This window comes from Nocardia amikacinitolerans NBRC 108937, assembly GCF_001612615.1.
GTDB classification, from domain to species: domain Bacteria; phylum Actinomycetota; class Actinomycetes; order Mycobacteriales; family Mycobacteriaceae; genus Nocardia; species Nocardia amikacinitolerans.
The window spans coordinates 22,035-46,521 of the sequence record NZ_BDAU01000007.1 but is presented as its reverse complement, the minus strand read 5'-3'; the positions used below and the strand labels follow the sequence as shown (position 1 = coordinate 46,521).

Here is a 24,487-nt window from a genome sequence, read left to right as displayed (position 1 = left end):
AACACCCGGAGGGGCGGAGCGAAACTAGTCGCCGGTGGTGTCGAAGGCGTCGAGGATTTCCTCGGCGGCCAACGCCGCGGTCAGCGTGCCGTCGCGCACCTGCTTTTCCACTTGGGCGCGAATGGCTTTCACGTTCGGGTTGTCGGCCAACCTGCGCAGCAACTGGTCGTGCACCATGGTCCAGGTCCAGTCGACCTGCTGGCGGCGGCGCTTCTCGTCGAACTCGCCCGCGTCGGTGAGCACCCGCCGGTGCTTCAGCACGGTGTCCCAGAACTTGTCCAGGCCAAGGCCTTCCAGACCGCTCATGGTGAGCACCGGTGGCCGCCAGAGCGCGTCGTGCGGGTGGATGAGGCGCAGCGCACCGGCCAGCTCGCGCGCGGCCGCCTTGGCCTCCACCTCGTGCTTGCCGTCGGCCTTGTTCACCGCGACGAGGTCGGCGAGCTCGAGCACGCCTTTCTTGATGCCCTGCAACTGATCTCCGGTGCGGGCCAAGGTCAGGAAGCAGAACACGTCGACCATGTTGGCGACCGTCACCTCGGACTGGCCGACGCCGACGGTCTCCACCAGGATCACGTCGTAACCCGCCGCTTCCAGCAGCACGATGGTCTCGCGGGTCGCCTTGGCGACGCCGCCGAGCGTGCCCGCCGTGGGCGAGGGTCGGATATAGGCGTCGCGCTCCACCGAGAGTCGCGCCATCCGCGTCTTGTCGCCGAGGATGGAACCGCCGGTGCGGGTCGAGGACGGATCGACGGCGAGCACCGCGACCCGATGCCCCTTGCCGATCAGGTACATCCCGAGCGCGTCGATGAACGTCGACTTGCCGACGCCGGGAACGCCGGTGATGCCCACCCGATTCGACAGCACCGCACTCGCCGAACCCTGCGCCTCCGGCGTCAGCTTCAGCAGCAGCTGCTGAGCCAGCGCCCGGTGGTCGGCCCTTGTCGACTCGACGAGAGTGATGGCCCGCGCCAGGGCGGCCCGCTCGTTGTTGCGGACCGCCGTGGCGAGTGCGTCGACATCGATGGTGCGGCGCGCCGCTCCCCCACGCGGAGAACCTGCGTCACTCATTCGGCGGCGGACTCCGTAGCGCCGCTGCCGATTTCGTGACCGAGCTCGGCCGCGAGCTTCTTCAGCAGATCGATCGCTGCGTCGGCGATGACGGTGCCGGGCGGGAAGATCGCGGCGGCGCCTGCCTGGTAGAGCTCGTCGAAATCACCGGGCGGGATGACACCGCCGACGATGACCATGATGTCGGGGCGTCCGACATCGGCCAGCGCCTGCCGCAGGGCGGGCACCAGCGTGAGGTGGCCTGCCGCCAGCGAGGACACACCGACGACGTGCACGTCGTTGTCGGCCGCCTGCTGCGCCACCTCCTCGGGGGTCTGGAACAGCGGGCCCACGTCGACGTCGAAGCCGAGGTCGGCGAAGGCGGTGGCGATCACCTTCTGTCCTCGGTCGTGCCCGTCCTGACCCATCTTGGCGACGAGGATGCGCGGCCGACGACCTTCGGCCTCGGCGAATTCCTCGACGAGTTCGCTAGCCGTGGTGATGTTGGTGACCTTCCCTGCCTCGTCGCGGTAGACGCCGGAGAGGGTGCGGATCTCGGCCTGGTGGCGGCCGTACACCTTCTCCAGCGCGTCGGAGATCTCGCCGACGGTGGCCTTGGCGCGCGCGGCATTGATGGCGAGCGCCAGCAGGTTGTTCTCCATGCCGCCTTCGGAAGACGCTGCGGCGCGGGTCAATTCGTTCAGCGCCCGCTCGACCGCGTCGGGGTCGCGGTCGGCGCGCAGCTGCCGCAGTTTCTCGATCTGCTCGGCGCGCACCCGCGAGTTCTCGACCTTGAGGACCTCGACCTCGTGGTCCTCCTCCACCTGGTACTTGTTGACGCCGATCACCGGCTGCTGCCCGGTGTCGATGCGCGCCTGGGTGCGGGCGGCGGCCTCCTCGATGCGCAGCTTCGGGATGCCCTCCGAAATCGCCTGCGCCATACCGCCGTGCGCCTCCACCTCGGCGATGTGCGCGCGGGCGCGGTTGGCCAGCTGGTGGGTCAGCCACTCGACGTAGTACGAGCCGCCCCACGGGTCGATGGGCCGGGTGGTGTTGGACTCCTGCTGGATCAGCAGCTGGGTGTTGCGGGCGATGCGGGCGGAGAAGTCCGTCGGCAGCGCCAGCGCCTCGTCGAGGGCGTTGGTGTGCAGCGACTGGGTGTGGCCCTGGGTCGCGGCCATCGCCTCGATGCAGGTGCGCGCCACGTTGTTGTAGGCGTCCTGCGCGGTCAGCGACCAGCCCGAGGTCTGCGAATGGGTGCGCAGGGACAGCGATTTCGCGCTCTTGGGCTCGAACTTGGCGACCAGCTCGCTCCAGAGCAGCCGTCCCGCACGGAGTTTGGCGACCTCCATGAAGAAGTTCATGCCGATGGCCCAGAAGAACGACAGCCGCGGCGCGAACTTGTCGACCTCCATGCCCGCGTCGATGCCTGCCCGGATGTACTCCACGCCGTCGGCGAGGGTGTAGGCGAGCTCCAGATCGGCCGTGGCTCCGGCCTCCTGGATGTGGTAGCCGGAGATGGAGATCGAGTTGAACTTCGGCATCTTCGAGCTGGTGTAGGCGAAGATGTCGGAGATGATCCGCATCGAGGGCTTGGGCGGGTAGATGTAGGTGTTGCGGACCATGAACTCCTTCAGAATGTCGTTCTGAATGGTTCCGGCCAGCTGCTCGGGCGCGACGCCCTGCTCCTCCGCCGCGACGACGTAGAGCGCCAGGATCGGCAGCACCGCGCCGTTCATCGTCATCGACACACTCACCTGATCGAGGGGAATGTGGTCGAAGAGCTGGCGCATGTCCAGGATGGAGTCGATGGCGACGCCAGCCATGCCGACATCGCCCTGCACGCGCGGGTGATCGGAGTCGTAGCCGCGGTGCGTCGCCAGGTCGAACGCGACCGACAAGCCCTTCTGGCCCGCCTGCAGGTTGCGGCGGTAGAAGGCGTTCGAGTCGGCGGCGGTGGAGAAGCCCGCGTACTGGCGGATGGTCCACGGCTGGTTGACGTACATGGTCGGGTACGGACCGCGCACGAACGGCGCGACGCCGGGCACGCTGTCGAGCGGATAACCCTCCGCGGCGACGGCGTCCCGATCGGCCTTGGTGAACACCGGCGGCACGTCGATGCCCTCGGGGGTCGACCACACCAGCTGCTCGGGCGTGTAGTTGTTGGCCGCCGCCGCGCCCGCCACATACGCCTCGACCTGCGCGGCGTCGACCGCGGCAGGCTCGGGCGCGTGCTCGTCGAGCGGCACCTCGGCGAAATTGCCGATCACGTGCTTGATCTCACGCGTAGTCATCAGGCTCCCACCTTCTCCAGCAGGCCGGACAGCGCCGCCACCGCGTCGATCTTCGCGGCGAGGAATCCGTCCGGGCGCCGCGTGCCGCTCAGTTCGGCGACGGCCTTCGCCGCACCCGCCAGCAGCACCGTTTCCACACCCGCCGCGCGCAGCGCCTCGACCGCGGCGCCCGCCTCCGCGCCGTAGCGCGCGTCCGAACCACACAGCACCGCGATGCGGGCGTCGGCTTCTTGTGCGGCGGAAGCTATTCCGGCCACGTCCAGCGGGCCGGGGTTGATCGACTCGATACCGCCGGAGGCCAGCAGGTTCGCGATGAAGGTGACCCGCACGTTGTGCTCGGCCACCGTGCCGAGCGGCACAAGCAGCGCCTTCGGCCGGGACCCGTTGGCCGCCAGATACACATCCGAGCGGTCGCGCAGCGCCTCGAAGGCCGCGCCGTAGCGGGCGACCCGGCTCGGCGTGCGCGCTGCCGCCGAGAGCGGCCGCTCGGCCAGGTTCGGGAACTCGTTGACACCTGTCACCGCGGTCTTGCGGTGCGCGACGTCGGAATCGCGGGCGGCCTTGGTGGCGGCGATGCGTTCGGCGAGCAGACCCGAGTCCAGCGCGGCGAGGTAGCCGCCCTCGGCTTCCAGCTCCTGCATGAAAGCCCAAGCCTTGGCGGCCAATTCGGCGGTCAGGTCCTCGACGTACCAGGAGCCGGCGCCCGGATCCTGGACATGGCCGAGGTGCGACTCCTCCAGCAGCAGCAGCTGGGTGTTGCGGGCCATGCGATCCGCGAACGACTTCGAGACGCCCAGCTCACCGGCGGGCAGCGCCGAGTCGAACGGCAGCACGGTGACGGTGTCCGCGCCACCCACGCCCGCACCGAAGGCGGCGAGCGTGGTGCGCAGCATGTTCACCCAGGGGTCGCGCTGGCTCATCATGGCCGCGGAGGTGACCGCGTACTGCGGTGCGCCGCCGAAGTCCGGGGCGCCGCAGGCGTGCGCGACGCGGGCCCAGAGCTTGCGCGCGGCACGGAATTTCGCGATCGTCGCGAACTGGTCGTCGGTGGCGGCGAACCGGAATTCCAGCTGGCCGAGCGCGTCCGCGATGTCTTGGCCCTCGGTCAGCGCGCGCAGGTACTCGAGGCCCGCGGCCACCGCCGCGCCGAGCTCCTGCGCGTCCGAGGCGCCCGCGTCGTGGAAGACGGTGCCGTCCACGGTGATCGCGCGCACCGTCTCCGCACGGGCGACGGACTGGGCGGCCAGCGCGACGGTCTCCGACAGCTCCGCGTCCGCGACGCCCGCGAAACGGCTGGTGAGCGGCGCAGCGCCGAGAGAAAGCCGAATATCCGCGCGCTGCGGCGCCTGGTAGCCGTCGAGCACCGTGAAAAGCGCCGCGGCGGCGGACGACACCTGCGCGCCGGCGTCGAGGGTCAGCGGCGCCAGCTCGAAGAGCAGGCCGTCCAGCGCCGCGGGCAGCTCGGCCAGCGGAACGCCCCGCTCGCCGACCCCGAGCCAGACCGCGCTGATGCCGTTCTCCAGTCCGGCCAGGATCTCGCGCTTGGCCGCGGCGCCGTCGCCGGGACCGACGAAGGCGCTGACATACCAGCCGCGGTGCACGTCGCGCGCGGCGTCGCGGCCCCGCACGAAGGGGAAGGCGCCGGGCAGCGGCAGCTCGGGCCGCTCGTCGCGACGGGTGTAGAGCGGGGCGACGGTGAGCCCGTCGTAGGTGGTCTGCGCGAGCAGCTGCTCCGGCTCGTCCGGCAACTCGGCGATGTCGACCCTGCGCGCCTTGGCGAGCACACCCGCGACGCCCTTACGCCAGGCGCCGTACTGGGGAACCGGGTCCGTGTCCTCGGGACGCTCCGCGAGCCCGGCGCCCGGAGGCGGATCTGAAGCAATCGGCATAGCTGCTCTTCCTCTTCCACTCGACCACTGGGCGCACCCGAGGCGTGCGCCCGAACCGTCGCATTCGCCCAGCTCAGCGAGCACTTCGGTTAACGAGCATTCATCCCGTTTCCCTCGATGCTAGCGGCAGCGAAAGCGTCGGTTGACCCTGGCCGCCACTACCAACCGGTAACCTGTCGCGGATGACCAGGCTGCTCCGTAACCCGCGTATCCTCGCCCTCCTCGTCGGTGTGGGTGCGCTGTTCGTCGCGGCGCTGCTCGTCCCGCTGCCCGGTCCGACGCAGATCCAGCAGTGGGCGGACTCGGTCGGCCCGTGGTTCCCGCTGCTGTTCTTCGGGGTCTACTCGATTCTCGCAGTGGCTCCGCTGCCGCGCACGGTGCTGACCGTCAGCTGCGGTGTGCTTTTCGGAGCATTGCTCGGCACCGCGGTGGCGCTCTCGGCCACCGCCGTCGCCGCGGGGATGGCGCTCGTCCTGGTGCGCACCCTGGACCGCACCAGGGTGGCGTCCCGGCTCACCCATCCCGCCGTGCGCGCCATCGACGATCGGCTGGAGCGGCGCGGCTGGCTGGCCGTCGGTTCGCTGCGGCTGATCTCCTTCGCGCCGTTCTCGGTGGTCAACTACTGCTGCGGGCTCTCCTCGATTCGCTTCTGGCCGTACCTCGCCGCCACCTTCGTCGGTTCCGCGCCGGGCACCATCGCCACCGTCGTCCTCGCCGACGCGCTGACCGGCGGCTCCCATCCCGCGATGCTGGTGGTCTCGGGCGTCTGCCTGGCCATCGGCCTGCTCGGGCTCGTCGTCGACGCCCGCTGGCGGCCCGAGATCCCGGCCGTGCCCTCCGAAGAACCGCTCGTCGAGGCGCTCGCCGCCCGCGACTGACCCGGTCGGCTCCGAGTCAGACCTTCGGGTCGGGGCTGCTTGCCGCCGGGCGCGGCGACCGTCAGTCGACGGTCAACTCGCTCGGCAGGGCGATCACGTCGACCATCGCACCGTTGCGCAGCACGGTGACCGGAACGGGCTTGCCGATGGCGTCGGCGAACAGCTGACGCTGGATGCCCTGGGCGTCGCGGACTTCGGCGCGCGCGACGCTGAGCACCAAATCGCCCCTGCGCAATCCGGCGGCCTCGGCGGGTGCGCCGCGCACCACCTCGACGATGCGCACACCTGCCCGCTGACCGGTCCGCTCGGCCACGTCGGACGGCAGCGGCGCCGGGACGCCGACCAGCCCGAGGTAGGCGCGGCGGACCCGACCCTCGGCGCGCAGGGTGGCGATGATGCGGCGGGTGGTGGCGTTGATCGGAATGGCCAGTCCCAGGCCGATTCCCGCGACGGCGGTGTTGATGCCCACCACCCGTCCCGCCGAATCGGCCAGCGCCCCACCGGAATTGCCGGGATTCAACGCCGCGTCGGTCTGGATGACGTCCTCGATCACCCGGCCCGCGCGGCGCGAGGCGACCGGCACCGCGCGGCCGAGCGCGCTCACCACGCCCGCGGTCACCGAGCCCGCCAAACCGAGCGGGCTGCCCACCGCGACCACGAGCTGCCCGACGACGAGCTTGTCCGCGTCGCCGAGCACCGCCGCGCCAGGGCCGCCGCCGCGGGCGCGCAGCACGGCGAGATCGGAAAGCGGGTCGACGCCGACCACGTCGAACCGGGACTCCACGCCGTCGGCGAACACCACCTCCCCGTGCGACGCCGCGCCGATGACGTGCGCGTTGGTCAGCAGGGATCCGTCGTCGGTGAACACGACCGCCGAACCGGTCCCCCGCCGCGTCCGCACGCTTGCCACGTGCGGCGTGACCGATTCGGCCACCGACACCACCGTTCGCGAGTACGCGTCCATCGCATCGTCCACATCGACCACCCTCTCGCCGTCGGCAACAGCACCTCCCAGGATGCCCCCGCCGAACGCGGCGCGCACCGTCTTCGCGGGCAACGCGCGCCGCGACCGAAGTGCTCAGTCGCCCAAGAGATTTCCCGATACTGCCCGTTCGCCGTGCCACGACCCGATCGAACCAGCTATGAAATAGCCCGCGAAAGGTGGCGCGCGGTCAGTTTTCGTCCGCGAAACCGAAGTGAATTCCGGGCGTTACCGCGTTCCGATCGACGACCGCCGGGTACCTCCAGCCTGGGGCAGCACCGAATCGCGATCATCGATCCGGCGTCGATCGGGTCCGTTAAACTCCCCGTGTGGCGGAATGTGCCCATCCGGCCGAATGCCGCACGCCTCGATCATCTGCTTCACCAACGATTCCGAACAAGGAGTAATGCGAAGTGGATTACGCTGGATCGTCCGAGGATCGGATAATACGCGCGCGTTGCCTCGTCGTACCGCCCGATCGCACGGGCGTACCGCGCCAGGTGATCAGAACACTGGATGCCGTCGACCCACGGGGTCCGCTTGTCCGCACCCTGGAGGTGGGTGTCTGCGGGACCGACATCCAAATCGTGGCGGGAACCGAGGGAATACTTCCGGCGGCCGCCGGCGAAATGATCTTGGGACACGAGGTGCTCGGGCGCGTGGTGCACAGTTCGACGCCCGAGGTGGGAACCGGTCAGTTGGTCACCTGCGTCGTCCGTGATCCGGACCCGGTGCCCTGCGGCCAATGCCGCCGCGGCAGGCCGGACCTGTGTAGCAACGGCTCGTGGAAAGAGCGCGGGATTCGCGAACTCGACGGCTTCATGGCGGAATACTGGCGCGCACCCGTGGACAAGCTGGTTCCCGTTCCGGAAGAACTCATCCACCTCGGCGTTCTGGTGGAGCCCGCTTCCATCGTGGTCAAGGCGCTGGACACGCTGCGGCAGATGGACGAGCGATTGGGGACATCGGATCCGTCCGGCAACGCCTTGGTGATCGGCTGCGGCATCATCGGCCTGCTCACCACCGCGTTTCTGCGCTTGGCAGGGCACAAGGTCACCGTCGTGGATCCGGCCCCGCCGAGTTCCCTCGCCGCCCAGGCGGCCGCCTCCTTCGGCGCCGAATACCAATCCCACCAGTTGGTTCCCGGCGACATGGTGACCGAGCAAGCGATCTCGGCGCACCGCGTCGTCATCGACGCGGCGGGCGTGGCGTTCCTGCCGCAACTGCTGGCGACGCACGGCGCGGAAAACGCGTCCTGCTGCGTCGTCGGTCTGCCGAGCGGCCAGCAGGCCACGGTGGACGGCGCCGCGCTGCTGGGCACCATGGTCAAGCGCAACCAGGTGCTCTTCGGCGTCGTCAATTCCTCGCGGGTGCATTTCGAGCACGCGATCGAACTCCTGCGCGAGGTCGACGCCGCGTGGCCGGGAGTCATCGGCGGAACAACGACCCGAATTCCCTTCGACCGTTTTCGCGAGGCATTCGTTCCGCACGCGCGGGTCGGCGCGAAAGATATTCTCGTCTTCTGAACGCGATAGAGGTATGGCGGCGAACGCCGCTATACCTCCTCGTATCCGATGATTCGAATATTGCTGTATTCGAGGCCATTCAATTCGCAGTGCACGACGACCAGAAAATCCTTCTTGTCGCGGATCGAATTCCAGATATCGTTTCCCTTCACCACCCGATCCAGCAGCGCGAGGGTGGCGATCAGCGTGCCGAAAGCCCACACGCCGAACAGCGCCACGCACCGTTTGCCGGTCGGCGTTCGACTGACCGCGATGAATCCGTAGTCCTCGAGCAGCGAGCCGTTCTCGTCCGTGGTCACGTCGTAACTGATCGAGCCATAGGACGCCACGTGCTCGGGATACTTGATCTGGAATTTCGGGAAGCACCGCCTGAGCAGGTTTCCGGTCAACCGGTTGACGCTCGGCCCGCCGATGAGAATCGTCAGGCCGTGGGTGTCCTGGTAGGCGTCCTGGGTGCTGATACTGATCCGGTTGCGCTTGCCGAGTCCGCGCCAGGCAAGGACCGCCTCGGCGATGGCGCCGCCCTCCGCCATCGGCATCACCCGGACGTTCGGCGGCATCTCCGCCTTCTCCTCGGTGCCGTAGATCGACAGCCAGCCCGCGTGGAAATCGGGGATCACTATCTGAATGTCCTGCCCCTCGGCCAGGACGTTCAGGTGTCCCGATTTGCGCCGTAGCCGCGTCGCATCGTAGAACCTCGTCACCCCGAACGTTGTGATCGCGACGATCAATCCCGACACGATGCTGAGTAGCCACGTAATCATCGAGCGTCGAATCCTGTCTCCAAGGGCCGCCATTCGGATGGTGCCAGTTCCCGTCCCGCGGTGTCCTCGGATTCGCGGACTCGCACCGAAGTGGTCCGCGCCGCAGCGGCATCCACTAGGGTGCGCCATGCGGTCGCCGCGGAAGTGCGGACAGCCACGCGTCGAGAAAGCACAGCGCCCAGAGGATTCCGCTCTTGTCCGCTATTCCGCGCTCGTGCGAGTCGACAAGTGTGCGAACGAGTTTCGGGTCCAAGAGGTCGGTCGCCACCGGACTGGAGAGCAAGCTGTCGTGCAGGTGATCGCGCAGCGGGCCGCGGAACCATTCGGCGAACGGGATCCAGAATTTGTGCTTCTTGCGCTTCAATATCCGGTCGGGCAGATGCGGCGCGATACCGGCGCGCAGCATGGCCTTGCCATCGAGGGCCCGATACCGCTGGCCCGCGGGCATTTCCGCGACGAAGCGCATGACGCGCGGATCCGCGAACGGCAGCACACCGGTCGGTCCGGCGGCGCGGAAGACGTGATGGTCCTTGCGGTACACCCCCTCGGTCAACCAGGTCCGCCACTGGCCGAACAGCAATCGGTCCAGCGCGGAATGCGCACGGTGTTCCTCGTACAGTTCCCTCAGGATGTCGACGGCGAGTTCTTCCGGCACGCCAAGCGTCCGGTGCACGAGCGCACGGTCCTCCGCGCTGCCCAGTGCGATTTGGCCAAGGTAGAACCGCGCCAACTCCCGCGAGTTCTGGGGCAGGTCGACGAGGTGGATGTCGTCGTTCGGCGACATCGGGAACCCCATCACTTCGTCGCCGCCTTCGCCGGTGACGATGTGCGTGCACGACAGCTGCGCGGCCCGTTCGGCGATCACCTGCGTGGCGACGATCGCCTGGTCGGCGTTCGGGCTGTCGAAGCCGCGCACCAGATCCGGCAGGCGTTCGACGGTCTCGGGACCGACCGGCACCACTACGTGCTCGAAGCCGAACCGCTCGGCCACGAGCGCGGCGTATTCGGATTCGTCGTATCCGGCCTCGCGGAACGAGGCCGTGAAAGCTCGCGGCCGACAGCCAAGCCTGGTCGCGAGCACGGTGGCGTTCGTGCTGGTGTCGATACCGCCGCTGAGCATCATGCCCAGCCGCTCGTGCGGCGCGGCGTGGCGGGCCAGCGACTCGGTGAGCAGGTCGAGCACCCTGGCCGCCAACTCCTCGGGCGCGGCAGCGCCCTCGGTCGACGGATCGGCCGGGCTGGGAAACGAGGTCTGCTGCCGCACCTGGCAGCCGGTTGCGCGCCTGGTGACCACCGCGCCCGGTGGCACCCGCCGCACTCCTTCGAAGATCGAGTAGGGAACGGGGACGTATTGGAACGTCAGATAGAGCGCCAAGCCTTCGCTGGACAACGTTGCGGTCCCCAGGTCGTAGGGGCGCGAGCCGTACCCGAAACCCGAGGCGCGGTAGCACGCGTTCCCGAACCCGCCGGGGTCGGCCACCAGGTGTGTCTCGCCGCGCGAACGATCGTGCACTACGGCGACGTACTGTCCGTCCTGCGCGGCCACGGCCGACATGCCGCGCTCGCGATACAGCGCGAGCAGCTCGGTCGCGCCGCCGCCCGAGCAGAGCCAGCCGTCGAGAACGCACACCGCTTCGTCGGTCTCGTGCACGGTGTATTCCGCACCGTCGGCCGAGAGCACGATGTCGTCGACCTCGCGTCGCCAGCCGCCGTAGCCGCCGCCCTCGGAACGCGGTCGGACCAGAATCCCCATGGCGACATCCCTTCTACTTCACCTCGACGCCGTGTTCCGGCGCCCCTCGACCACCGGCCCGTCCGACCCCGCGGTAGCGCAATCCCGCCGCCGCGACCACGGACGGTTCGAGGGCGTTCTTGGCGTCGACGACAAGACAATCCGGCCGCGCCAGCTGCGCCACCGCGGTCCAGTCGAGGGCGAGAACCTCCGGGAACTCGGTCAGCACGATGACGACGGCGGCGTCCAGCACCGCTTCCTTGAGGCCGATGGTCCGCCGGACTCCTGGGAACAGCTCGGCGAAAGCCGCCGCGCTCAAGATCGGATCCCAGACCCGGACGTCCGCCGCGACGGCCGCCAGCGCGGGTACCACGGTCCGGCTCGGCGCTTCGCGCATATCGTCACTGCCGGGTTCGTAGAGCAGTCCGAGGACGGCGACCTCCGGCGGCGACGCGGCCGCCGCCGTCTCGCGTGCGACGATCTCGACCGGCAACCGCAGCTGTCGGTCGTTGACCTCGGCGACCGATTCGAGCAGCGTCATGGGCCGGCCGGAACGCCGGGCGAAACGTGTCAGCGCGGTGGTGTCCTTGGCGAGGCAGGAATCCCCGTAGCCGACGCCAGGACGCCAAAACCCTTGTCCCATGCGCGGATCCAGCGATACGCCGTCGATCACCGCGTCCACGTCGATGCCGTGGTCATCGCAGAAGTTGGCGATCTCGTTGGCGAAGCTGATCTTCGTCGCGAGGAAGGCGTTGCTGGCGTACTTCACCGCTTCGGCCTCGGTCGGGCCGACGACCAGCCGCGGCGCCGTCTTGTCGTGGTACAGCGCTCCGAGCAGGGGCAGCAGTTCCCGGTTCCACAGGCCGAGCACGATGCGGTCGGGCGCGTGCCAATCGGCAAGGGCGCGACCCTGGTTCAGGAATTCGGGATTGTGCGCGTAGCGGGGGCGCAGCGCGGGAAACCGCGTCACCCATCGCTCGCTGGTTCCCGGCGGGATCGTGCTCTTCACGACGACGAGGTCGGGAAGCGTCCTGGCCGCCAGCGTTTCCGCGAGCACGGCCTCCACGTGGCGCAGATCGATCGCGCCGCTGTGGTCCAGCGGCGCGGAGACCGCGATGATCACGGCTCGCACCGGAACGTCGAGCGCTTGCCGGAACGTCGCAGTCGTGGTGAGCAGGGCTTCGGAGACGTCCGGCTCGTGGAACGGGCAGCGCCGGTCGCGCAACAGGGCAACGCGGCTCTCGTCGTGATCGATGCCGAGGACGTCGTGTCCCGACTCCGCCAGTCCGAGCGCCGCCGTCAGCCCGACGTAGCCCATGCCGACCACTGCCACCTGCATCAATCATCTCCTCGCGCGAGCGACGTTGTGCCGACACCACATTTCGAGCATCAAGGCCTTGAACGAGAACGGGGAGCCCGCGCCGGGTGGGAAGTCGGCGACCGACAGTCGACGGGCCGCCGCTTCGGTCAGGATGCCGCGGCGCACTAACTCGCCGCCGGGCAGCAGGTCACCGTAGCGTCGCAGGTACGCGGCGTGCCACTCGCGCAGCGGCGGCGAGAAGCCGCGCTTGGGTCGGTCGGCGACATGCGCGGGCAAGTACGCGTGCGCCACCTCCCTGAGCCGGTGCTTCGGCGGGTCCCGATCGTCCGGTCGAGTTCTGCGCAGGCCGACGACCGCCTCCACCAAACGGTGGTCCACGAAGGGCAGGCGCAACTCGACGGAGTTGGCCATGCTGAGCCGGTCGCACTGGGCGATTCCGTTCTCCCGCAAATAGGTTCCGACGATCAGCCGGGTCAGATCGATGTCGGTCCGGTCGCCGGACAGCGCGAAACCGGTTGGCGCCGCGTCGCGCATCGCTTCGCCGAAGTACCGCGGCGCCACCCGCTCGGCCTCCCGGAAATCCGGATCGAGTTCGTAGAACACCAGATTCCCGCACGCCTCGCTGCGCGCGACGGCTTCGCGCACCCACCCGTAACCCCAGAACAGCTCGTCGGCGCCTTGACCCTGCACCATCACCCGCACGCCCGCCTCGGCCGCCGCGCGCATCACCGCGTGGTAGCAGACGCCCGCGAAATCGGCGATCGGATCGTCAAGCGCCGCGACGACGAGCGGCAGATCGGCGGTCGCCCGCGCGGCGCCGATCTCGATCTCGTGGAACGGCATGCCCAGCGCGGCGGCCAGCTCCCTGGCGTGGTGTCGCTCGTCGTTCGCCGGTCGTCCCGCGTAACCCACCGAGAACGCCCGCACCGGTGCGGCGCAGAACTTGGCCGCGAGCGCGGCCGCGACGCTCGAATCCAGGCCGCCGCTGAGCGATATGCCCAGCGGCTGATCCGTTCTGGTGACCAGCGGAGCGAGCTCGGCCAGGATCGCGCCGAGGGTATCGGCGCTCGACCCCTCGATCGGCTCCGCGTCCTCGAGCCGCCAGTAGGCGCGCGACCGCACCCGCCAGGGACGGGCGTCCACGGTGACGACGTGTCCGGCCGGGACTTTCCGTACGTCGCGCAGCATGCTCCGCGGCTCCGGCACGTACTCGAGGCGGAAGTAGTCGGCGACGCTTCCGTGATCGAGTTCGACCGGCACGCCCGCGGCCGTCAGCGCCTTCGCCTCGGAGGCGAACAACAGTCCGTCCGGCCGTTCCGTGTAATAGAGCGGCTTCTCCCCCATCCGGTCGCGGGCCAGGGTGAGCCGACCGATCCGTCCGTCCCACAGGGCGAAGGCGAACATGCCGCGCAGGTGATCGACGGCGCGGTCGCCGTGCTCCTCGTAGAGGTGCAGGATGACTTCGCAATCACCGTCGGTGGTGAAGACATGACCGCGCCGCCGCAGGCCGTCGCGCAGCTCGGCGAAGTTGTAGATCTCCCCGTTCGCGATCAGGACCAGCTCGCCGTCGGCGCTGCGCAGCGGCTGCGCGGAGCCGCCGGGATCAATGATCGCCAGCCGGGTGCAGCCGAGAGTCACCGGGCCGTCGGCATACATCGCCGTGGCATCGGGTCCGCGATGGCGCAGCGCGCCTGTCATCGTCTCGACGAGGTCGGCGCGCGACGGGAAGCCCGATCTGGCCAGGTGGCCACTGATTCCACACATGGCCCGCTCCGTTCTTCCCACCCGCGGGTCTGTCGAATACTACCCGGAGGCGCGTCGGCCATGGCCGGATCACGTTTTCGATTCGGCTGCGAGAGTGGGTTTTTCGGGGGCGGGCGTCGGCGACCCGGTCAGGCGAGGGCAACGAGGTAGCAGAGCGCGAGCAGGGCCACGGAAAGGAGCGCGGCGGACAGGGCGAGGATCTTGACGGTTCGGGCTTGCCGCAACTCGAGGCGGATGAGCAGCGAGTGCTGGAGGTAGCGGGCCCGGTCGTGTTCGGCGACGGCGCGCTGGCGCACGTCCTCGATGTCGGCGAGCAGGTGGCCGATCGCGCCGCTCAGCTCCTCCGCGCGGTCGCCGTGCTCGGCGAGCAGGCGGCGGGTCGCGCGTGCGAGATCGCGCTGGGTCTCCCTGACCAGGGTGACGGCGTTCTCGGCGGCATCCAGGTCGGCGACCGCGGCGCGCAGGTCGGCGGCCTCGCGGACGCCGCCGTCGACGGCGGTGTCCAGCTCGCGAGCGAGACCGTCCAGCCCCGACCGCGCGCGGCCGAGCACGCCCTCGGCGGACTCGTTCAGCGAGCGCAGCAGAGCGTAGAGCACGCCGTGCGGGGAACCGGCGAGGACGGGTCGGCGGCCCATCTCGGCGACGGCGCGGTCGAACGGCGCGAACGGTTCGGCGGATTGAGAGGTGACCACGAAATCGCCGCCGAGCGCGAAGACGATCGTCTCGCGCCGCACCGCGTCGCCGCGCAGGTAGGTCGCCGCCACCGGAAGATAGACGAAATCGCCCGCCTCCCAAATCCGTTCGAGACTACGGGCGAAGTCGATGCCGAGGCGTTCGCGCAACACGGCCGCGGTGTCCTCGTCGGACGCCGACAGCGGGATCCAGTGCAGACCGAGCACTTCGGTGTCGAAGCGGTCGGTGGGCGTGCCGAGCGAGCTGGTCATCTCGCGCTCTCGATCGGCGTTCCGATAGTGGCATCCGGCATCCGCCGCTCACCCCGCTTCGCTCGTCAGGCTGCTGTGTGGCGCGAGACGCGCCACCGTCCATTAGTAACCCGCGTCTCGGGCCGCGTCAATCGAGGCGACTGTGCGGTTCCCCACGCTCCGGACGCGTATTCGCCGGGGCCGCACGTATTTTCGTGTTGTCCGCGATGGTCACCGATCCGGGTCGAGCAGCGGTCGCAGCGCCTCGGTGCGCACGGCCGCGCCGTCGAGGAACTGCGCCTGGGTGAGTTCCAGTCTGCCGGTGACCAAATCCATGGCCAGGCGCAGAACCTCGCGCTCGGTCGGCGCGACGACCTGCGACTGTTCGAGCCGCGAGCCCCGCTCGACCCGAACGCGGCAGCGCCATCCGGCACGGCCGGGGAACTGCACCGGACGGCCGATCACCACCGACACCCGCACGCCGTCCCGGTCGAACTCCTTCGTCGCGAGATCGTCGGCACGCAGTGCGGGCAATGACTCGGCTACAGGCCGGTTCTGCATTCCGATCTCCCGGTAAAAGCTCGTATCCATCAGAGGAATCGCGTGAACGACTGGCTGAACCGTAGCCCGGCGGGTCTATAACCGCAACTTTTCAGCAAACATTTTGAATCCGCGGGTGAGCCGCGCCCGACGACCGTCCGTACGACTCCGGGCGAGCAGGCGGTTCAGTGGCTCGGCACGTTCTCCTCGAGCGGCAGCGGCCACCGATCGATGTCCTGGCGCGGCGAAACACCGCACGCCAGGAGCGCTTGCGCCCGATAGTGATTCGCCGCCCGCGCGCCCGGATACAGCGCCTGGGCCTCGGCCAGCCAGCCGGTCGCCTGTTCGACCGCGTGGCCGGGTGGGAGGGCGGGGTCGTGGCCGAGCACGTCGTCGGCGCAGTGCGGATCGGCGATCACGGCGGCGGCGAGATGTTGGAGGCAGCGGGCGATTCCGTGATCGTCACGCAGCGCGCGGTACGCGGTGAGCGAGAGCCGCCAGCAGCGCAGCGCGCGGACGGCCTCGCCGCGGGCCCACCAGACGTGGCCGAGGATCTCGTGCATGTGGGCGCGGCCGTCCGGGTCGCGGCCCTGCCTGGTCAGCGCCTCGGCGAGCTCCAAGCGGTCCTGCGCGTCGTCGAGCAGACCTTGACGCAGCAGCACGACGCCGAGATTGATCAGTGCGCAGACCTCGCCGGGGATGTCCTCGCGCGGAAGCAGCCACCAGACCCGCTCGAGTCGCCCGCGCGCCTGCTCGAGGTCCGCGGCGGACGTCGCCGACGGATCCGCCAGCGTCTCTAGCGCCTTCGCGTGCTCGTAGCGCGCCGTCAGGTCGGCGTAGCGACCGCGGTCGCCGCTGCGGCGCGGTGGTGGGGCCTGCGGATCCGCGCGTAACAGGACCTGTGCTCCGTGGGCGCCGAGCGCGTCCAGATCGGGCAGCGCGGAGAGCTTCTCGGCGAGTTCGCTGTCGTGCCCGCCGGTCCGCGCGTGCCAGACGTCGAGCGCGTCACCGATGCGAATCAGGCTGGGCACCGCGGTTCTCGGCAGCCGAGCGCCGAGCGACGCGCATTCGGTCACCAATCGCCGCAGGAACGGTTCCTCGGCCTCGAACCAGCCGCGCCCCGCTGCGGCGAAACGCGGCGTCCCGAGCCCGATCGACCACCGTTCGGCACGGTCGGCGTGATGCCGTACGAGCGTGGTGATCGCGGCGCTCCACCGAAGTCGGGCCCTGGCGTCGGCCGCGCTGGACGTACCGGGCACCGCGACGACCCAGTACTGCTGCACTCCGGACCGCCGCGCCCCCGCCACTTCGACGAAGCGCTTCTCGATCAGCTCGGTGAGCAGCAATGGGGCGGTCGTCCGCGGCGGCGCTCCGTCGGACGGGTCGCGCGCAGGCGCGTCCAGGATCGCCGTGAGCACCGCCAGCAGCGCGGCCGCGCTGTATTCGCGCACCGGTAGCGCTCCGAGCACCGCCGCCTCCTCGTGGGTGGCGTCGGACACCGCCGTCAGCGGCGGCGCCGGTGCGGTCGGGTTGGCGCCGATCGGCGTCCGCGCGTCGTCGAAATCGCTGAGCAGTTCCAGTTCCCTTGCGGTGTGCGGGCTTTCGCGGAGCCTGCGCCGTTCGGCCCGCAGCCACCGGCCGACGAGAAGCAGCACGGCGAGCAGCGCGACCACCAGCAGACCCACGGAGAGCAGCACGCCGACACCGCGCTCCAGAAACAGGCTGGACACGATGTTGATGACCAGTCCGAGCAGCACGGCCGCGGCCAACGCGCCACCGCCGAACCGGAAACGCAGCAGGGCAGGTGGCGGCGCGGCGATCCCTGGCGAAGGCGGCGGCGCGCCGTCCGGTCCGATCATCGCAACGCTCCCCCGGTCAGCCCCGGCACCAGGAATCGACGCCAGGTCGCGAGCAACAACGCGACCGGGACGATGGCGAAGACCAGCGCTCCGGCGGCCAGCTGCGGCAGGTTCTCCTCGTACTGGCGGGCCTCGCCCCACAGCAGCAGCGACCACGGGCTCGCGCCCGCGCCGCTGATCATCAGGCTGACGAAGAAGTCGTTCCACACCAGAACGAACTCCAGCACCGCCGCGGTGACCACGGCGCGCCCCGCCCCGTCCCACAGTCGTCGCGCCACGGCGCCGGGCCTGGCCAGCCCGTGCAGCGGGGCCGAACCCGGGTTCTCCTCGGCCGCCCGCATCGCGCCGCGCAGGATCAGCACGCTGACCGGCAGCCCCGCGGCACCGTGGACCAGCATCAGCGGGTACTGCGTCGCCGACAGCTCCAGCGCTTCGCTCACCTCGTCGATCGGCCCGAGATACATCTGGGCGGGCAGCACGGCGAGCGCAACCAGCACGGCCATGACCAGACGAACGCGCACCGTGTCCGACGGCGTCGCCGCCAGCCACCGCGCGACCGGCAGCGCGGCCGAGACCGCAAGCACGGTCGCGACCGTCGCCACCAGAGCGGTCACTCCCAGAGTCGAGGGCAGACCGGCCTCCCAGACCCGGCCGATCGCGGGCCAGCCGAAACCATCCGGCCCTCGCATGGAGACCCAGGCCAGCATCAGTAGCGGCGCGACGGAGACGAAACCCATCAGCACCGCGAAACCGACGACGAGCCTGCCCGGCCGCCGTGCGGCCTGCGGTTCGTGCGAGCGCGGGCGCAGCGGCAAGCGAAGCTCGCGCCGACCGCCGGTCTTGCCGAGCGCGAAGGCGCAGACGCCGACCAGGACGGCCAACGGCACCGAGTAGATCGCGACCTCGGCCGCGGTGCTGTCGGTGGTCGCCAGCCGCCACCAGCGCACCGTCGCGCTGTCGGTGTCGTACTGGTAGGCGGCGGGAATGCCGATGAGGATGACATCGAACACCCTGGCCGCCGCGACCACCGCGGCGATTCCGGCGATCAGCACCACCGGGTGCACCAGGCGCACTCCGCGCCAGGCCATCCACACGAAACGGAAGCGACCGGTGGGTCCGTTGAGATAGCCCCAGCGCACGGAATCGGTCTCGATCGCCCGAAGGCCAGCGGAGAACATGCCGGTGAGGAAGCCGAACCAAGTCCACCAGAACGCCATCAGCGGCATCCAGCGGTAACCGGTCTGGAACGTGGCGACATCGCTCTCGGGGACCGCCGCTTCGAACATGACCCGGAACGCCAGGCCCGAGACGAAGGCAGCGACGCCGAACGGCAAGACCAGCGGCAGCCACAGCCACCGCACGCCGCGACTCCACCACGCGGTGAACAGCGCGGCCGCCATGAGCGCGAATCCGCCGAGCACGAAGAGCATCGTCCGTCCGTAGACGGCCAGGGTGTCCGCGCTCGCGGCGGCCACGAACAGCAGCGGTCCGGACAACAGCAGAACAACGGCGACGACTATCGCGACGACCCGCGGCGTCCCGGACGGGAACAGTCGCGCCGCGATCAGGACCGTGGCACCGACGAGGACGAGCGACAGCGGCGCACCGACCCGCATCCCGGCGGTCGCCACCGTCCAGCCCGAGGCGAGCAGCAACAGCGCCGCGAGCAGCCACGCGGGCGCCACCCGCGCCCATCCCCAGCCGCGCCACGGCTGGCGTCCGCCGATCAACGCACCGCGCATGCGCCGGGTGGCGAGCTCGAGACGCAGTCCGTGGCTGAGGAATCCGGGTGGCGTCGTCATCGAGTTCTCGCCAGGTCGGCCAGCGCCGAGACCGCGTCGTTCACCGCGGGACCGATGCCGAACGGGTCACCGTCGACAGCGATAAGGAACTCGGTGAGTATGCGCCACAACCCGTTTCGTCCGCCGAGCGCTCCGATCTGGTCCGACAGGTCGAACACCACTTGGTCGCGCGGGCCGAATATCGCGGTGTCGCCGAGCCGTTCGGCCGACGGCCGCAGAAACGGCGAATACGCGGCGTCGGTCCGCGTGTTCGGCGCGAGGAAACCGTGGAAGCCGTTGATCCACGGCAGCGGAGCCGAGGGCGCGGCCAGCGCGGCGAGTACCCGTTTCGCGCCGTCGTCCGCCGACGGGGTGAGCACGAGGACGTCGCCGCCGAGGATGCGCGGGCGCGGTCCGCCGGGCGCGAGACCGGGAAACGCCGCCACCCCGACCACCTTCGCGGGGTTGCGTCCCGATCGCACGACGGCCTTGCGCACGACCGGCTCGGCGAAATCGGGCGCGACCACCATCACCGCTCGCCTGCGCTCGAACACCTCCCGAACGGCGTCGGAGAACTGCATGGTCAGGGCGGTGCCGAGCCCGCCTGCGAAGGCCGCTGGGTTCGCCGCCCACGAGCCGAGCAGGTGCAGGGCGGCACGCACCGCGTCCTTCTCCCACACCGCCGTCGCGCCGTGCGCGGCAAGCGCCGCATAGGTTTCCGGGTCGTGCGCGTACAGCAGGTTCTCGAACAGATCGGTCAGCGCCCACCCGTCCGCCGCGGCCAGCGCCAGCAGCCGCCGGTCCTTCCCGGCGAGGAACTCGATGCGGTCGAGCCAGAAATCCAGCGTCCACAGCGCCGGGGTGCCGACCTCGCACTCGAGCGCCGACTCCCGATCGAACCAGATCATCGACTTGTCGGCCGCCTTGAACGGCACCCCGTACGGACGTCCGTCGTGATAGAGCAGTTCCGCCCAGACCCCCGAATAGCAAGGCTTCTCGACCTCGTCGAGCCACAGCGATTCGGGAACGTCGCGCAGTATGCCGTCCTCGGCAAGCTCGCGCACTCGCCCCGCCTGCGGCAGCATGACCAGTTCCGGTGCCGACCGTCCACCGGTCAGCGCCGTCTCGATCTCGTCGCCGAGCGGGATCACGTCGACCGAGCCCGACAGGTGCAGCGCGTCGAGCACCGCGCGGAAGGCCGCGAGCTCGGAACCGCTCCAGGACACGGCGATACGCGCCGCGCCCGGTGTGCCGAGCACACCCGTGCCACAGCCCGCCAGCGGCGCGACCAACACCGCCCGCAGCAACGCCTTCCGTGTCAGCATGGTCCCCCGGATGTCCGTCCGCACACAGGCACGCACCGATTATCCGTGGCGCCGGACGTTTTCGGCCGAACACGCCGAAACCCGCACTGCCCCCGATTCCTTGGGCACTCGCATCACGCGAACCGCCCCGCCGCTCGATGGTGAGCGGCGGGGCGGGGCCGCAACGATCTACTGCCGGTAGTTCTCCGGCGGCTGCCACGGGCGGCCGTGCGGGTCGTCCGGGCGGTAGGCCGGGGGTTGCGGCGGCTGCTGTTGCGCGGGAACGGACTCGGTGGGCGGAACGACCTGCTGGTGCGGCGAGGGCTCGACAGAACGCTGCGGCGGGGTGGGCGTCAGGCCCTCGACGGGCTGGCGCGCGGTGGCCTCCGCCGCGCGGACGGCTCGTTCGATGGTGGGATCCGAGGCGGTGTCGAACCAGTCGGCGACATCGGAATCGTCCTCGACCTTGGGCGGCGCCGAGTCGTCGGCGGGCGGCTCGTAGCGGAAGACGCCGTCCTCGCCCTGCGAGCCGAAGCTCTTGGCGAAACCTTCCAGCGCCTTGCCGAAATCGCTCGGCACCAGCCACACCTTGTTGGCGTCGCCGCGGGCCACCATCGGCAGCGTCTGCATGTACTGGTAGGCAAGCAGTTCCGGCGTCGGCTTGCCGGATTTGATTGCGGCGAAGACCTTTTCGATCGCCTTCGCCTGGCCCTGGGCTTGCAGGTAGGCGGCGGCGCGCTCACCCTGGGCGCGCAGGATGCGGCTCTGCCGTTCACCTTCGGCACCGAGGATGGCGGACTGCTTGGCGCCCTCGGCGGCCAGGATCTGCGCCTGCTTGGCGCCCTCGGCCGTCTTGATCTGCGACTCGCGGGTGCCTTCCGCGGTGAGAATCATCGCGCGCTTCTCGCGGTCGGCCTTCATCTGCTTCTCCATCGACTCCTGAATCGACGGCGGCGGATCGATGGCCTTGAGCTCGACGCGCGCCACGCGCAGGCCCCAGCGTCCGGTGGCCTCGTCGAGCACACCGCGCAGCTGGCTGTTGATCTGGTCGCGGGAGGTCAGCGTCTCCTCCAGCGTCATGCCGCCGACCACGTTGCGCAGCGTGGTGACGGTGAGCTGCTCGACAGCGGCGATGTAGTTGCTGATCTCGTAGACCGCGGCCTGCGGGCTGGTGACCTGGAAATACACCACCGAGTCGATCTGCAACGTCAGGTTGTCCTGGGTGATCACCGGCTGCGGCGGGAAGGAAACCACCCGCTCGCGCAGGTCCACCTTGGCCCGGATCCGGTCGGCGAACGGCACCAGGAACGTCAGCTGACCGGACACCGTCCGCGAGTACCTGCCGAGCCGTTCGATGACCGCCGCCTCGGCCTGCGGCACCAGCGCGATCGATTTGAACACCACCACCACGACCAAGAGGACGAGCACGGCGGCGACGATCAGTACAGCCATTACGGCCCCTTCCAGACGACGGCCGTCGCGCCGTCGATCTTCATGACGTACACGGTCGCGCCCGGCTCGTACACCTCGTCCGGGTTCATCGGCCGCGCGGTCCACACTTCGCCACCCAGCTTCACCCGGCCGGAATGGGCGGCGACTTCCTCCAGCACCAGGGCCGACTTCCCCGGCAGCGCATCGACATTCGTCGGAATCGGCGGCGGCGTGCCGAACCTGCGGCGCAGCACCGGCCGCACCCCGAGCATCAGCACCGCGGTGATCACCGCGAAGACCACCGCGTCCACCACCAGCGAGGTGTCCGCCGCGACGCTCACCCCCGCCGTACCGAGGGCCGCGACGCCGATCATCAGCAGCGTGAGGTCCCCGGTGAGCATCTCTGCGGCCACGAGCAGGATGCCCGCGACCAGCCAAGCTATTGCGGCCACGCAACCCACTCTAACCGCAAGATCGGTTCGAGACCCGGTAGTTTCGGGCGAGTGGGTACGCGCGACAGGTACGGCGACATCTTCGCCGGGCACGAGAGAACCAAGAAGCGGGCGGTGCCGAAGGTGACCGCCGACCGCGACCTCGTGGTGGAGGACGCGGCCAGCGGATTCTGCGGCGCCGTGGTCGGATTCGATCGCAGCTACGACGGCGAGTTCGTCAAGCTGGAGGACGCGCGCGGTGCGGTGCGGCTGTTCGCGATGCGGGAGGCGGCCTTCCTCATCGACGGTGAGCCGGTCACCCTGGTGCGCCCCGCGGTCGCCGCGCCGAAGCAGCCGACCAGGTCCGCCTCCGGCTCCACACGGGTGGCGGGCTTGCGCGCCCAGGTCGCCAAGGCCAGCCGGATCTGGGTGGAAGGTGTGCACGACGCCGCCCTGGTGGAGCGGGTGTGGGGGCACGATCTGCGGGTCGAGGGCGTGGTGGTCGAGCACCTGGAAGGACTGGACAATCTTGCCGCGCGGCTGGCCGAGTTCGAGCCCGGTCCCGGCCGCCGGGTCGGCGTGCTGGTCGACCACCTGGTCACCGGCTCCAAGGAAACCCAGCTCACCACCGGTCTCGGCCCGCACGTGCTGGTGACAGGGCACCCGTTCATCGATGTGTGGCAGGCCGTGCGGCCCGCGGCGGTGCGCATCGACGCCTGGCCCGAGGTGCCGCGCGGCGAGGATTGGAAGACCGGTGTCTGCCGTCGCCTCGGCTGGGGCACCCCGCAGGACGGGTGGCGCAGGGTCTACGACGCGGTCGAGTCCTTCCGCGATCTGGAGGCGCCGCTCATCGGCGCGGTCGAACGCCTGATCGACTTCGTCACCGGACCGGAGTAGCCCCTCCACCCGCCGCGCGACCGGTGGATGCGGCGCCGTCCCGCGGCGCCGAATCGGCGGGTGCGCGCAGCTCACGAGGGCTCGTGCGCCGATGCCCGCCGGTAGCCCGAAGCGTTTATGCTCGATAATTATGTGCTCTCCTAGTGCCACGCTGACGGTGTGGGCCGGCTCCTGGCTGGCCGGGTGCAGTGCGCCCGACGACGTCTTGGAGGCGCTGCACGCGTGGGCGCCGCGGCACACCATCGCGGCGGGCGACCCGATGACCGGCGCGCGCACCGACCTGCCGTGGTCCTCGCGCACCACGCTGCCCGGATCCGGTGTCATGGCGCTGCTCAAGGTCATTCGCGAGGCCATGGCCCAGCCAGGCGCGCAGCTGCGCCTCGTGCTTCCTGTCCCCGGCGACGTGCGCGGACTACCGCCCGGCACCGTGTTCAGCGCCGACGCCATCGAGGCCGAGGAGGGCTTGCTCGTCGGCGTGCCGGGTACCGAGGGCACCGGGCTGATCCCGCGGTGGCCCGACGACGACACGTTGCAATGGACGCTCTACAGCACCCCGATCCCGCCCGCCCCCGGCCCGGACATGTCGCTCGGCGAGGCCGAATACGCCATGCGCGAGGCCGTTCGCGACGCCGCCGACGCGCTCATGCAGCTGCACACCACCGCAGTCGACGCCGGTGATTCCGATCCGCGCGAACTCATCGAGGCCGAGCTCGCCGACTACGCCAGGCACGACTACCCGGACTCGATCCCGCTGCGCGCCAAGCGCATTCTCGACACCGCCGACCACGTGGCCGCGATACTGACGGTGGCGCAACGGGAACCGGCGTCCGCACCGACCTCCGCGAGCGCCATCGGCGCGCAGGAGACGCTGCTGCGCCCGCTGTGGGACGCGATCCGCGCGGCCCGGCTCGTCGCGGTGCACGCGGCCGCGCGCGGGAACTAGTTCGCGCCGCCCCCACGAAACACGGTCGATCTCAGCGCCCTTTCGCAGCGCCGCACACCCCGCGGTGAACAGGCCTTTTCGGACGCGCGTTACTTCCGTGTGCTAACCAATTTTCGCCACATCGACAGATGACCTCACACCCAACTGCTAACGTGGGCGAGTTGTCGAGTTCTGGACGCTT

At 69.9% G+C, this 24,487-nt stretch carries 19 protein-coding genes; 4 read left to right on the top strand and 15 right to left on the bottom strand.

The window, feature by feature from the left end; all coding sequences use genetic code 11:
- Positions 1-24: 24 nt before the first annotated feature.
- The 3 genes from meaB to NAM01S_RS06595 are packed head-to-tail and all read right to left on the bottom strand — an operon-like array spanning position 25 to position 5,230.
- Positions 25-1,068 (bottom strand): methylmalonyl Co-A mutase-associated GTPase MeaB, encoded by a 1,044-nt coding sequence (gene meaB / locus NAM01S_RS06605; RefSeq protein WP_067780942.1) that lies wholly within the window; start codon positions 1,066-1,068, stop codon positions 25-27.
- A complete protein-coding gene (scpA, locus tag NAM01S_RS06600; RefSeq protein ID WP_067780939.1) occupies positions 1,065-3,341 on the bottom strand; it encodes a methylmalonyl-CoA mutase in 2,277 nt (758 codons plus the stop codon). The genes meaB and scpA overlap by 4 nt, the downstream gene beginning before the upstream one ends.
- Positions 3,341-5,230 (bottom strand): methylmalonyl-CoA mutase family protein, encoded by a 1,890-nt coding sequence (locus NAM01S_RS06595; RefSeq protein WP_084482556.1) that lies wholly within the window; start codon positions 5,228-5,230, stop codon positions 3,341-3,343. Before NAM01S_RS06595 ends, scpA begins: the two co-directional genes overlap by 1 nt.
- A 182-nt stretch (positions 5,231-5,412) precedes the next feature.
- Here NAM01S_RS06595 and NAM01S_RS06590 point away from each other — a divergent pair, with 182 nt between their 5' ends.
- Positions 5,413-6,108 (top strand): TVP38/TMEM64 family protein, encoded by a 696-nt coding sequence (locus NAM01S_RS06590; protein ID WP_067780936.1) that lies wholly within the window; start codon positions 5,413-5,415, stop codon positions 6,106-6,108.
- Between the two features lie 61 nt (positions 6,109-6,169).
- Here the strand turns inward: NAM01S_RS06590 and NAM01S_RS06585 are convergent, their stop codons facing one another.
- A complete protein-coding gene (locus NAM01S_RS06585; protein ID WP_174554780.1) occupies positions 6,170-7,072 on the bottom strand; it encodes a S1C family serine protease in 903 nt (300 codons plus the stop codon).
- Between the two features lie 431 nt (positions 7,073-7,503).
- On the opposite strand from NAM01S_RS06585, the gene NAM01S_RS06580 reads away from it, so the two are divergent.
- Positions 7,504-8,616, top strand: coding sequence for an alcohol dehydrogenase catalytic domain-containing protein (locus tag NAM01S_RS06580; RefSeq protein WP_084482555.1), 1,113 nt, complete (start codon positions 7,504-7,506; stop codon positions 8,614-8,616).
- 29 nt (positions 8,617-8,645) lie between these two features.
- On the opposite strand, the gene NAM01S_RS06575 is transcribed toward NAM01S_RS06580, so the two are convergent.
- From NAM01S_RS06575 to NAM01S_RS06525, 11 genes are all read right to left on the bottom strand, one after another.
- The gene (locus NAM01S_RS06575; RefSeq protein WP_157107621.1) at positions 8,646-9,380 is read right to left on the bottom strand and encodes a hypothetical protein; all 735 of its coding nucleotides are present in this window, start codon (positions 9,378-9,380) and stop codon (positions 8,646-8,648) included.
- Positions 9,381-9,495: 115 nt separating this feature from the next.
- On the bottom strand, positions 9,496-11,133 hold the full coding sequence (locus NAM01S_RS06570) for an asparagine synthetase B family protein (RefSeq protein ID WP_067780926.1): 1,638 nt from the start codon (positions 11,131-11,133) through the stop codon (positions 9,496-9,498).
- A gap of 13 nt (positions 11,134-11,146) precedes the next feature.
- Positions 11,147-12,451 carry a nucleotide sugar dehydrogenase gene (locus NAM01S_RS06565; RefSeq protein ID WP_067781253.1) on the bottom strand — a complete coding sequence of 435 codons (1,305 nt, stop codon included), beginning with the start codon at positions 12,449-12,451 and terminating at the stop codon, positions 11,147-11,149.
- Between the two features lie 3 nt (positions 12,452-12,454).
- Positions 12,455-14,197, bottom strand: a complete 1,743-nt coding sequence (gene asnB / locus NAM01S_RS06560) for an asparagine synthase (glutamine-hydrolyzing) (RefSeq protein WP_067780923.1) — start codon at positions 14,195-14,197, stop codon at positions 12,455-12,457.
- Positions 14,198-14,325: 128 nt separating this feature from the next.
- A complete protein-coding gene (locus NAM01S_RS06555; RefSeq protein WP_067780920.1) occupies positions 14,326-15,141 on the bottom strand; it encodes a CorA family divalent cation transporter in 816 nt (271 codons plus the stop codon).
- 210 nt (positions 15,142-15,351) lie between these two features.
- Positions 15,352-15,711, bottom strand: a complete 360-nt coding sequence (locus NAM01S_RS06550; protein ID WP_245909964.1) for a hypothetical protein — start codon at positions 15,709-15,711, stop codon at positions 15,352-15,354.
- Between the two features lie 134 nt (positions 15,712-15,845).
- Positions 15,846-17,519: a tetratricopeptide repeat protein gene (locus NAM01S_RS06545; protein ID WP_067780914.1), complete on the bottom strand. Its 1,674-nt coding sequence runs from the start codon at positions 17,517-17,519 to the stop codon at positions 15,846-15,848.
- Positions 17,516-19,321: an ABC transporter permease family protein gene (locus NAM01S_RS06540; protein ID WP_067780911.1), complete on the bottom strand. Its 1,806-nt coding sequence runs from the start codon at positions 19,319-19,321 to the stop codon at positions 17,516-17,518. The genes NAM01S_RS06545 and NAM01S_RS06540 overlap by 4 nt, the downstream gene beginning before the upstream one ends.
- Complete coding sequence (locus NAM01S_RS06535; protein ID WP_067780908.1) at positions 19,318-20,625, bottom strand: ABC transporter substrate-binding protein; 1,308 nt, start codon at positions 20,623-20,625, stop codon at positions 19,318-19,320. The genes NAM01S_RS06540 and NAM01S_RS06535 overlap by 4 nt, the downstream gene beginning before the upstream one ends.
- Before the next feature lie 168 nt (positions 20,626-20,793).
- Positions 20,794-22,056, bottom strand: coding sequence for an SPFH domain-containing protein (locus tag NAM01S_RS06530; RefSeq protein ID WP_067780906.1), 1,263 nt, complete (start codon positions 22,054-22,056; stop codon positions 20,794-20,796).
- Positions 22,056-22,487 (bottom strand): NfeD family protein, encoded by a 432-nt coding sequence (locus NAM01S_RS06525; protein ID WP_067780904.1) that lies wholly within the window; start codon positions 22,485-22,487, stop codon positions 22,056-22,058. The genes NAM01S_RS06530 and NAM01S_RS06525 overlap by 1 nt, the downstream gene beginning before the upstream one ends.
- Positions 22,488-22,538: 51 nt before the next feature.
- On the opposite strand from NAM01S_RS06525, the gene NAM01S_RS06520 reads away from it, so the two are divergent.
- Positions 22,539-23,363 carry a DUF3097 domain-containing protein gene (locus tag NAM01S_RS06520; protein ID WP_067780901.1) on the top strand — a complete coding sequence of 275 codons (825 nt, stop codon included), beginning with the start codon at positions 22,539-22,541 and terminating at the stop codon, positions 23,361-23,363.
- A gap of 130 nt (positions 23,364-23,493) precedes the next feature.
- Positions 23,494-24,306 (top strand): Rv1486c family protein, encoded by an 813-nt coding sequence (locus tag NAM01S_RS06515; RefSeq protein ID WP_067780898.1) that lies wholly within the window; start codon positions 23,494-23,496, stop codon positions 24,304-24,306.
- Positions 24,307-24,487 lie beyond the last annotated feature (181 nt).

Coding starts and splice junctions, on each gene's coding strand:
- meaB (WP_067780942.1), bottom strand. CDS start 1,068: ATGAGTGACGCAGGTTCTCCGCGTGGGGGAGCGGCGCGCCGCACCATC.
- scpA (WP_067780939.1), bottom strand. CDS start 3,341: ATGACTACGCGTGAGATCAAGCACGTGATCGGCAATTTCGCCGAGGTG.
- NAM01S_RS06595 (WP_084482556.1), bottom strand. CDS start 5,230: ATGCCGATTGCTTCAGATCCGCCTCCGGGCGCCGGGCTCGCGGAGCGT.
- NAM01S_RS06590 (WP_067780936.1), top strand. CDS start 5,413: ATGACCAGGCTGCTCCGTAACCCGCGTATCCTCGCCCTCCTCGTCGGT.
- NAM01S_RS06585 (WP_174554780.1), bottom strand. CDS start 7,072: ATGGACGCGTACTCGCGAACGGTGGTGTCGGTGGCCGAATCGGTCACG.
- NAM01S_RS06575 (WP_157107621.1), bottom strand. CDS start 9,380: ATGATTACGTGGCTACTCAGCATCGTGTCGGGATTGATCGTCGCGATC.
- NAM01S_RS06570 (WP_067780926.1), bottom strand. CDS start 11,133: ATGGGGATTCTGGTCCGACCGCGTTCCGAGGGCGGCGGCTACGGCGGC.
- NAM01S_RS06565 (WP_067781253.1), bottom strand. CDS start 12,451: ATGCAGGTGGCAGTGGTCGGCATGGGCTACGTCGGGCTGACGGCGGCG.
- asnB (WP_067780923.1), bottom strand. CDS start 14,197: ATGTGTGGAATCAGTGGCCACCTGGCCAGATCGGGCTTCCCGTCGCGC.
- NAM01S_RS06555 (WP_067780920.1), bottom strand. CDS start 15,141: ATGACCAGCTCGCTCGGCACGCCCACCGACCGCTTCGACACCGAAGTG.
- NAM01S_RS06550 (WP_245909964.1), bottom strand. CDS start 15,711: ATGGATACGAGCTTTTACCGGGAGATCGGAATGCAGAACCGGCCTGTA.
- NAM01S_RS06545 (WP_067780914.1), bottom strand. CDS start 17,519: ATGATCGGACCGGACGGCGCGCCGCCGCCTTCGCCAGGGATCGCCGCG.
- NAM01S_RS06540 (WP_067780911.1), bottom strand. CDS start 19,321: ATGACGACGCCACCCGGATTCCTCAGCCACGGACTGCGTCTCGAGCTC.
- NAM01S_RS06535 (WP_067780908.1), bottom strand. CDS start 20,625: ATGCTGACACGGAAGGCGTTGCTGCGGGCGGTGTTGGTCGCGCCGCTG.
- NAM01S_RS06530 (WP_067780906.1), bottom strand. CDS start 22,056: ATGGCTGTACTGATCGTCGCCGCCGTGCTCGTCCTCTTGGTCGTGGTG.
- NAM01S_RS06515 (WP_067780898.1), top strand. CDS start 23,494: ATGTGCTCTCCTAGTGCCACGCTGACGGTGTGGGCCGGCTCCTGGCTG.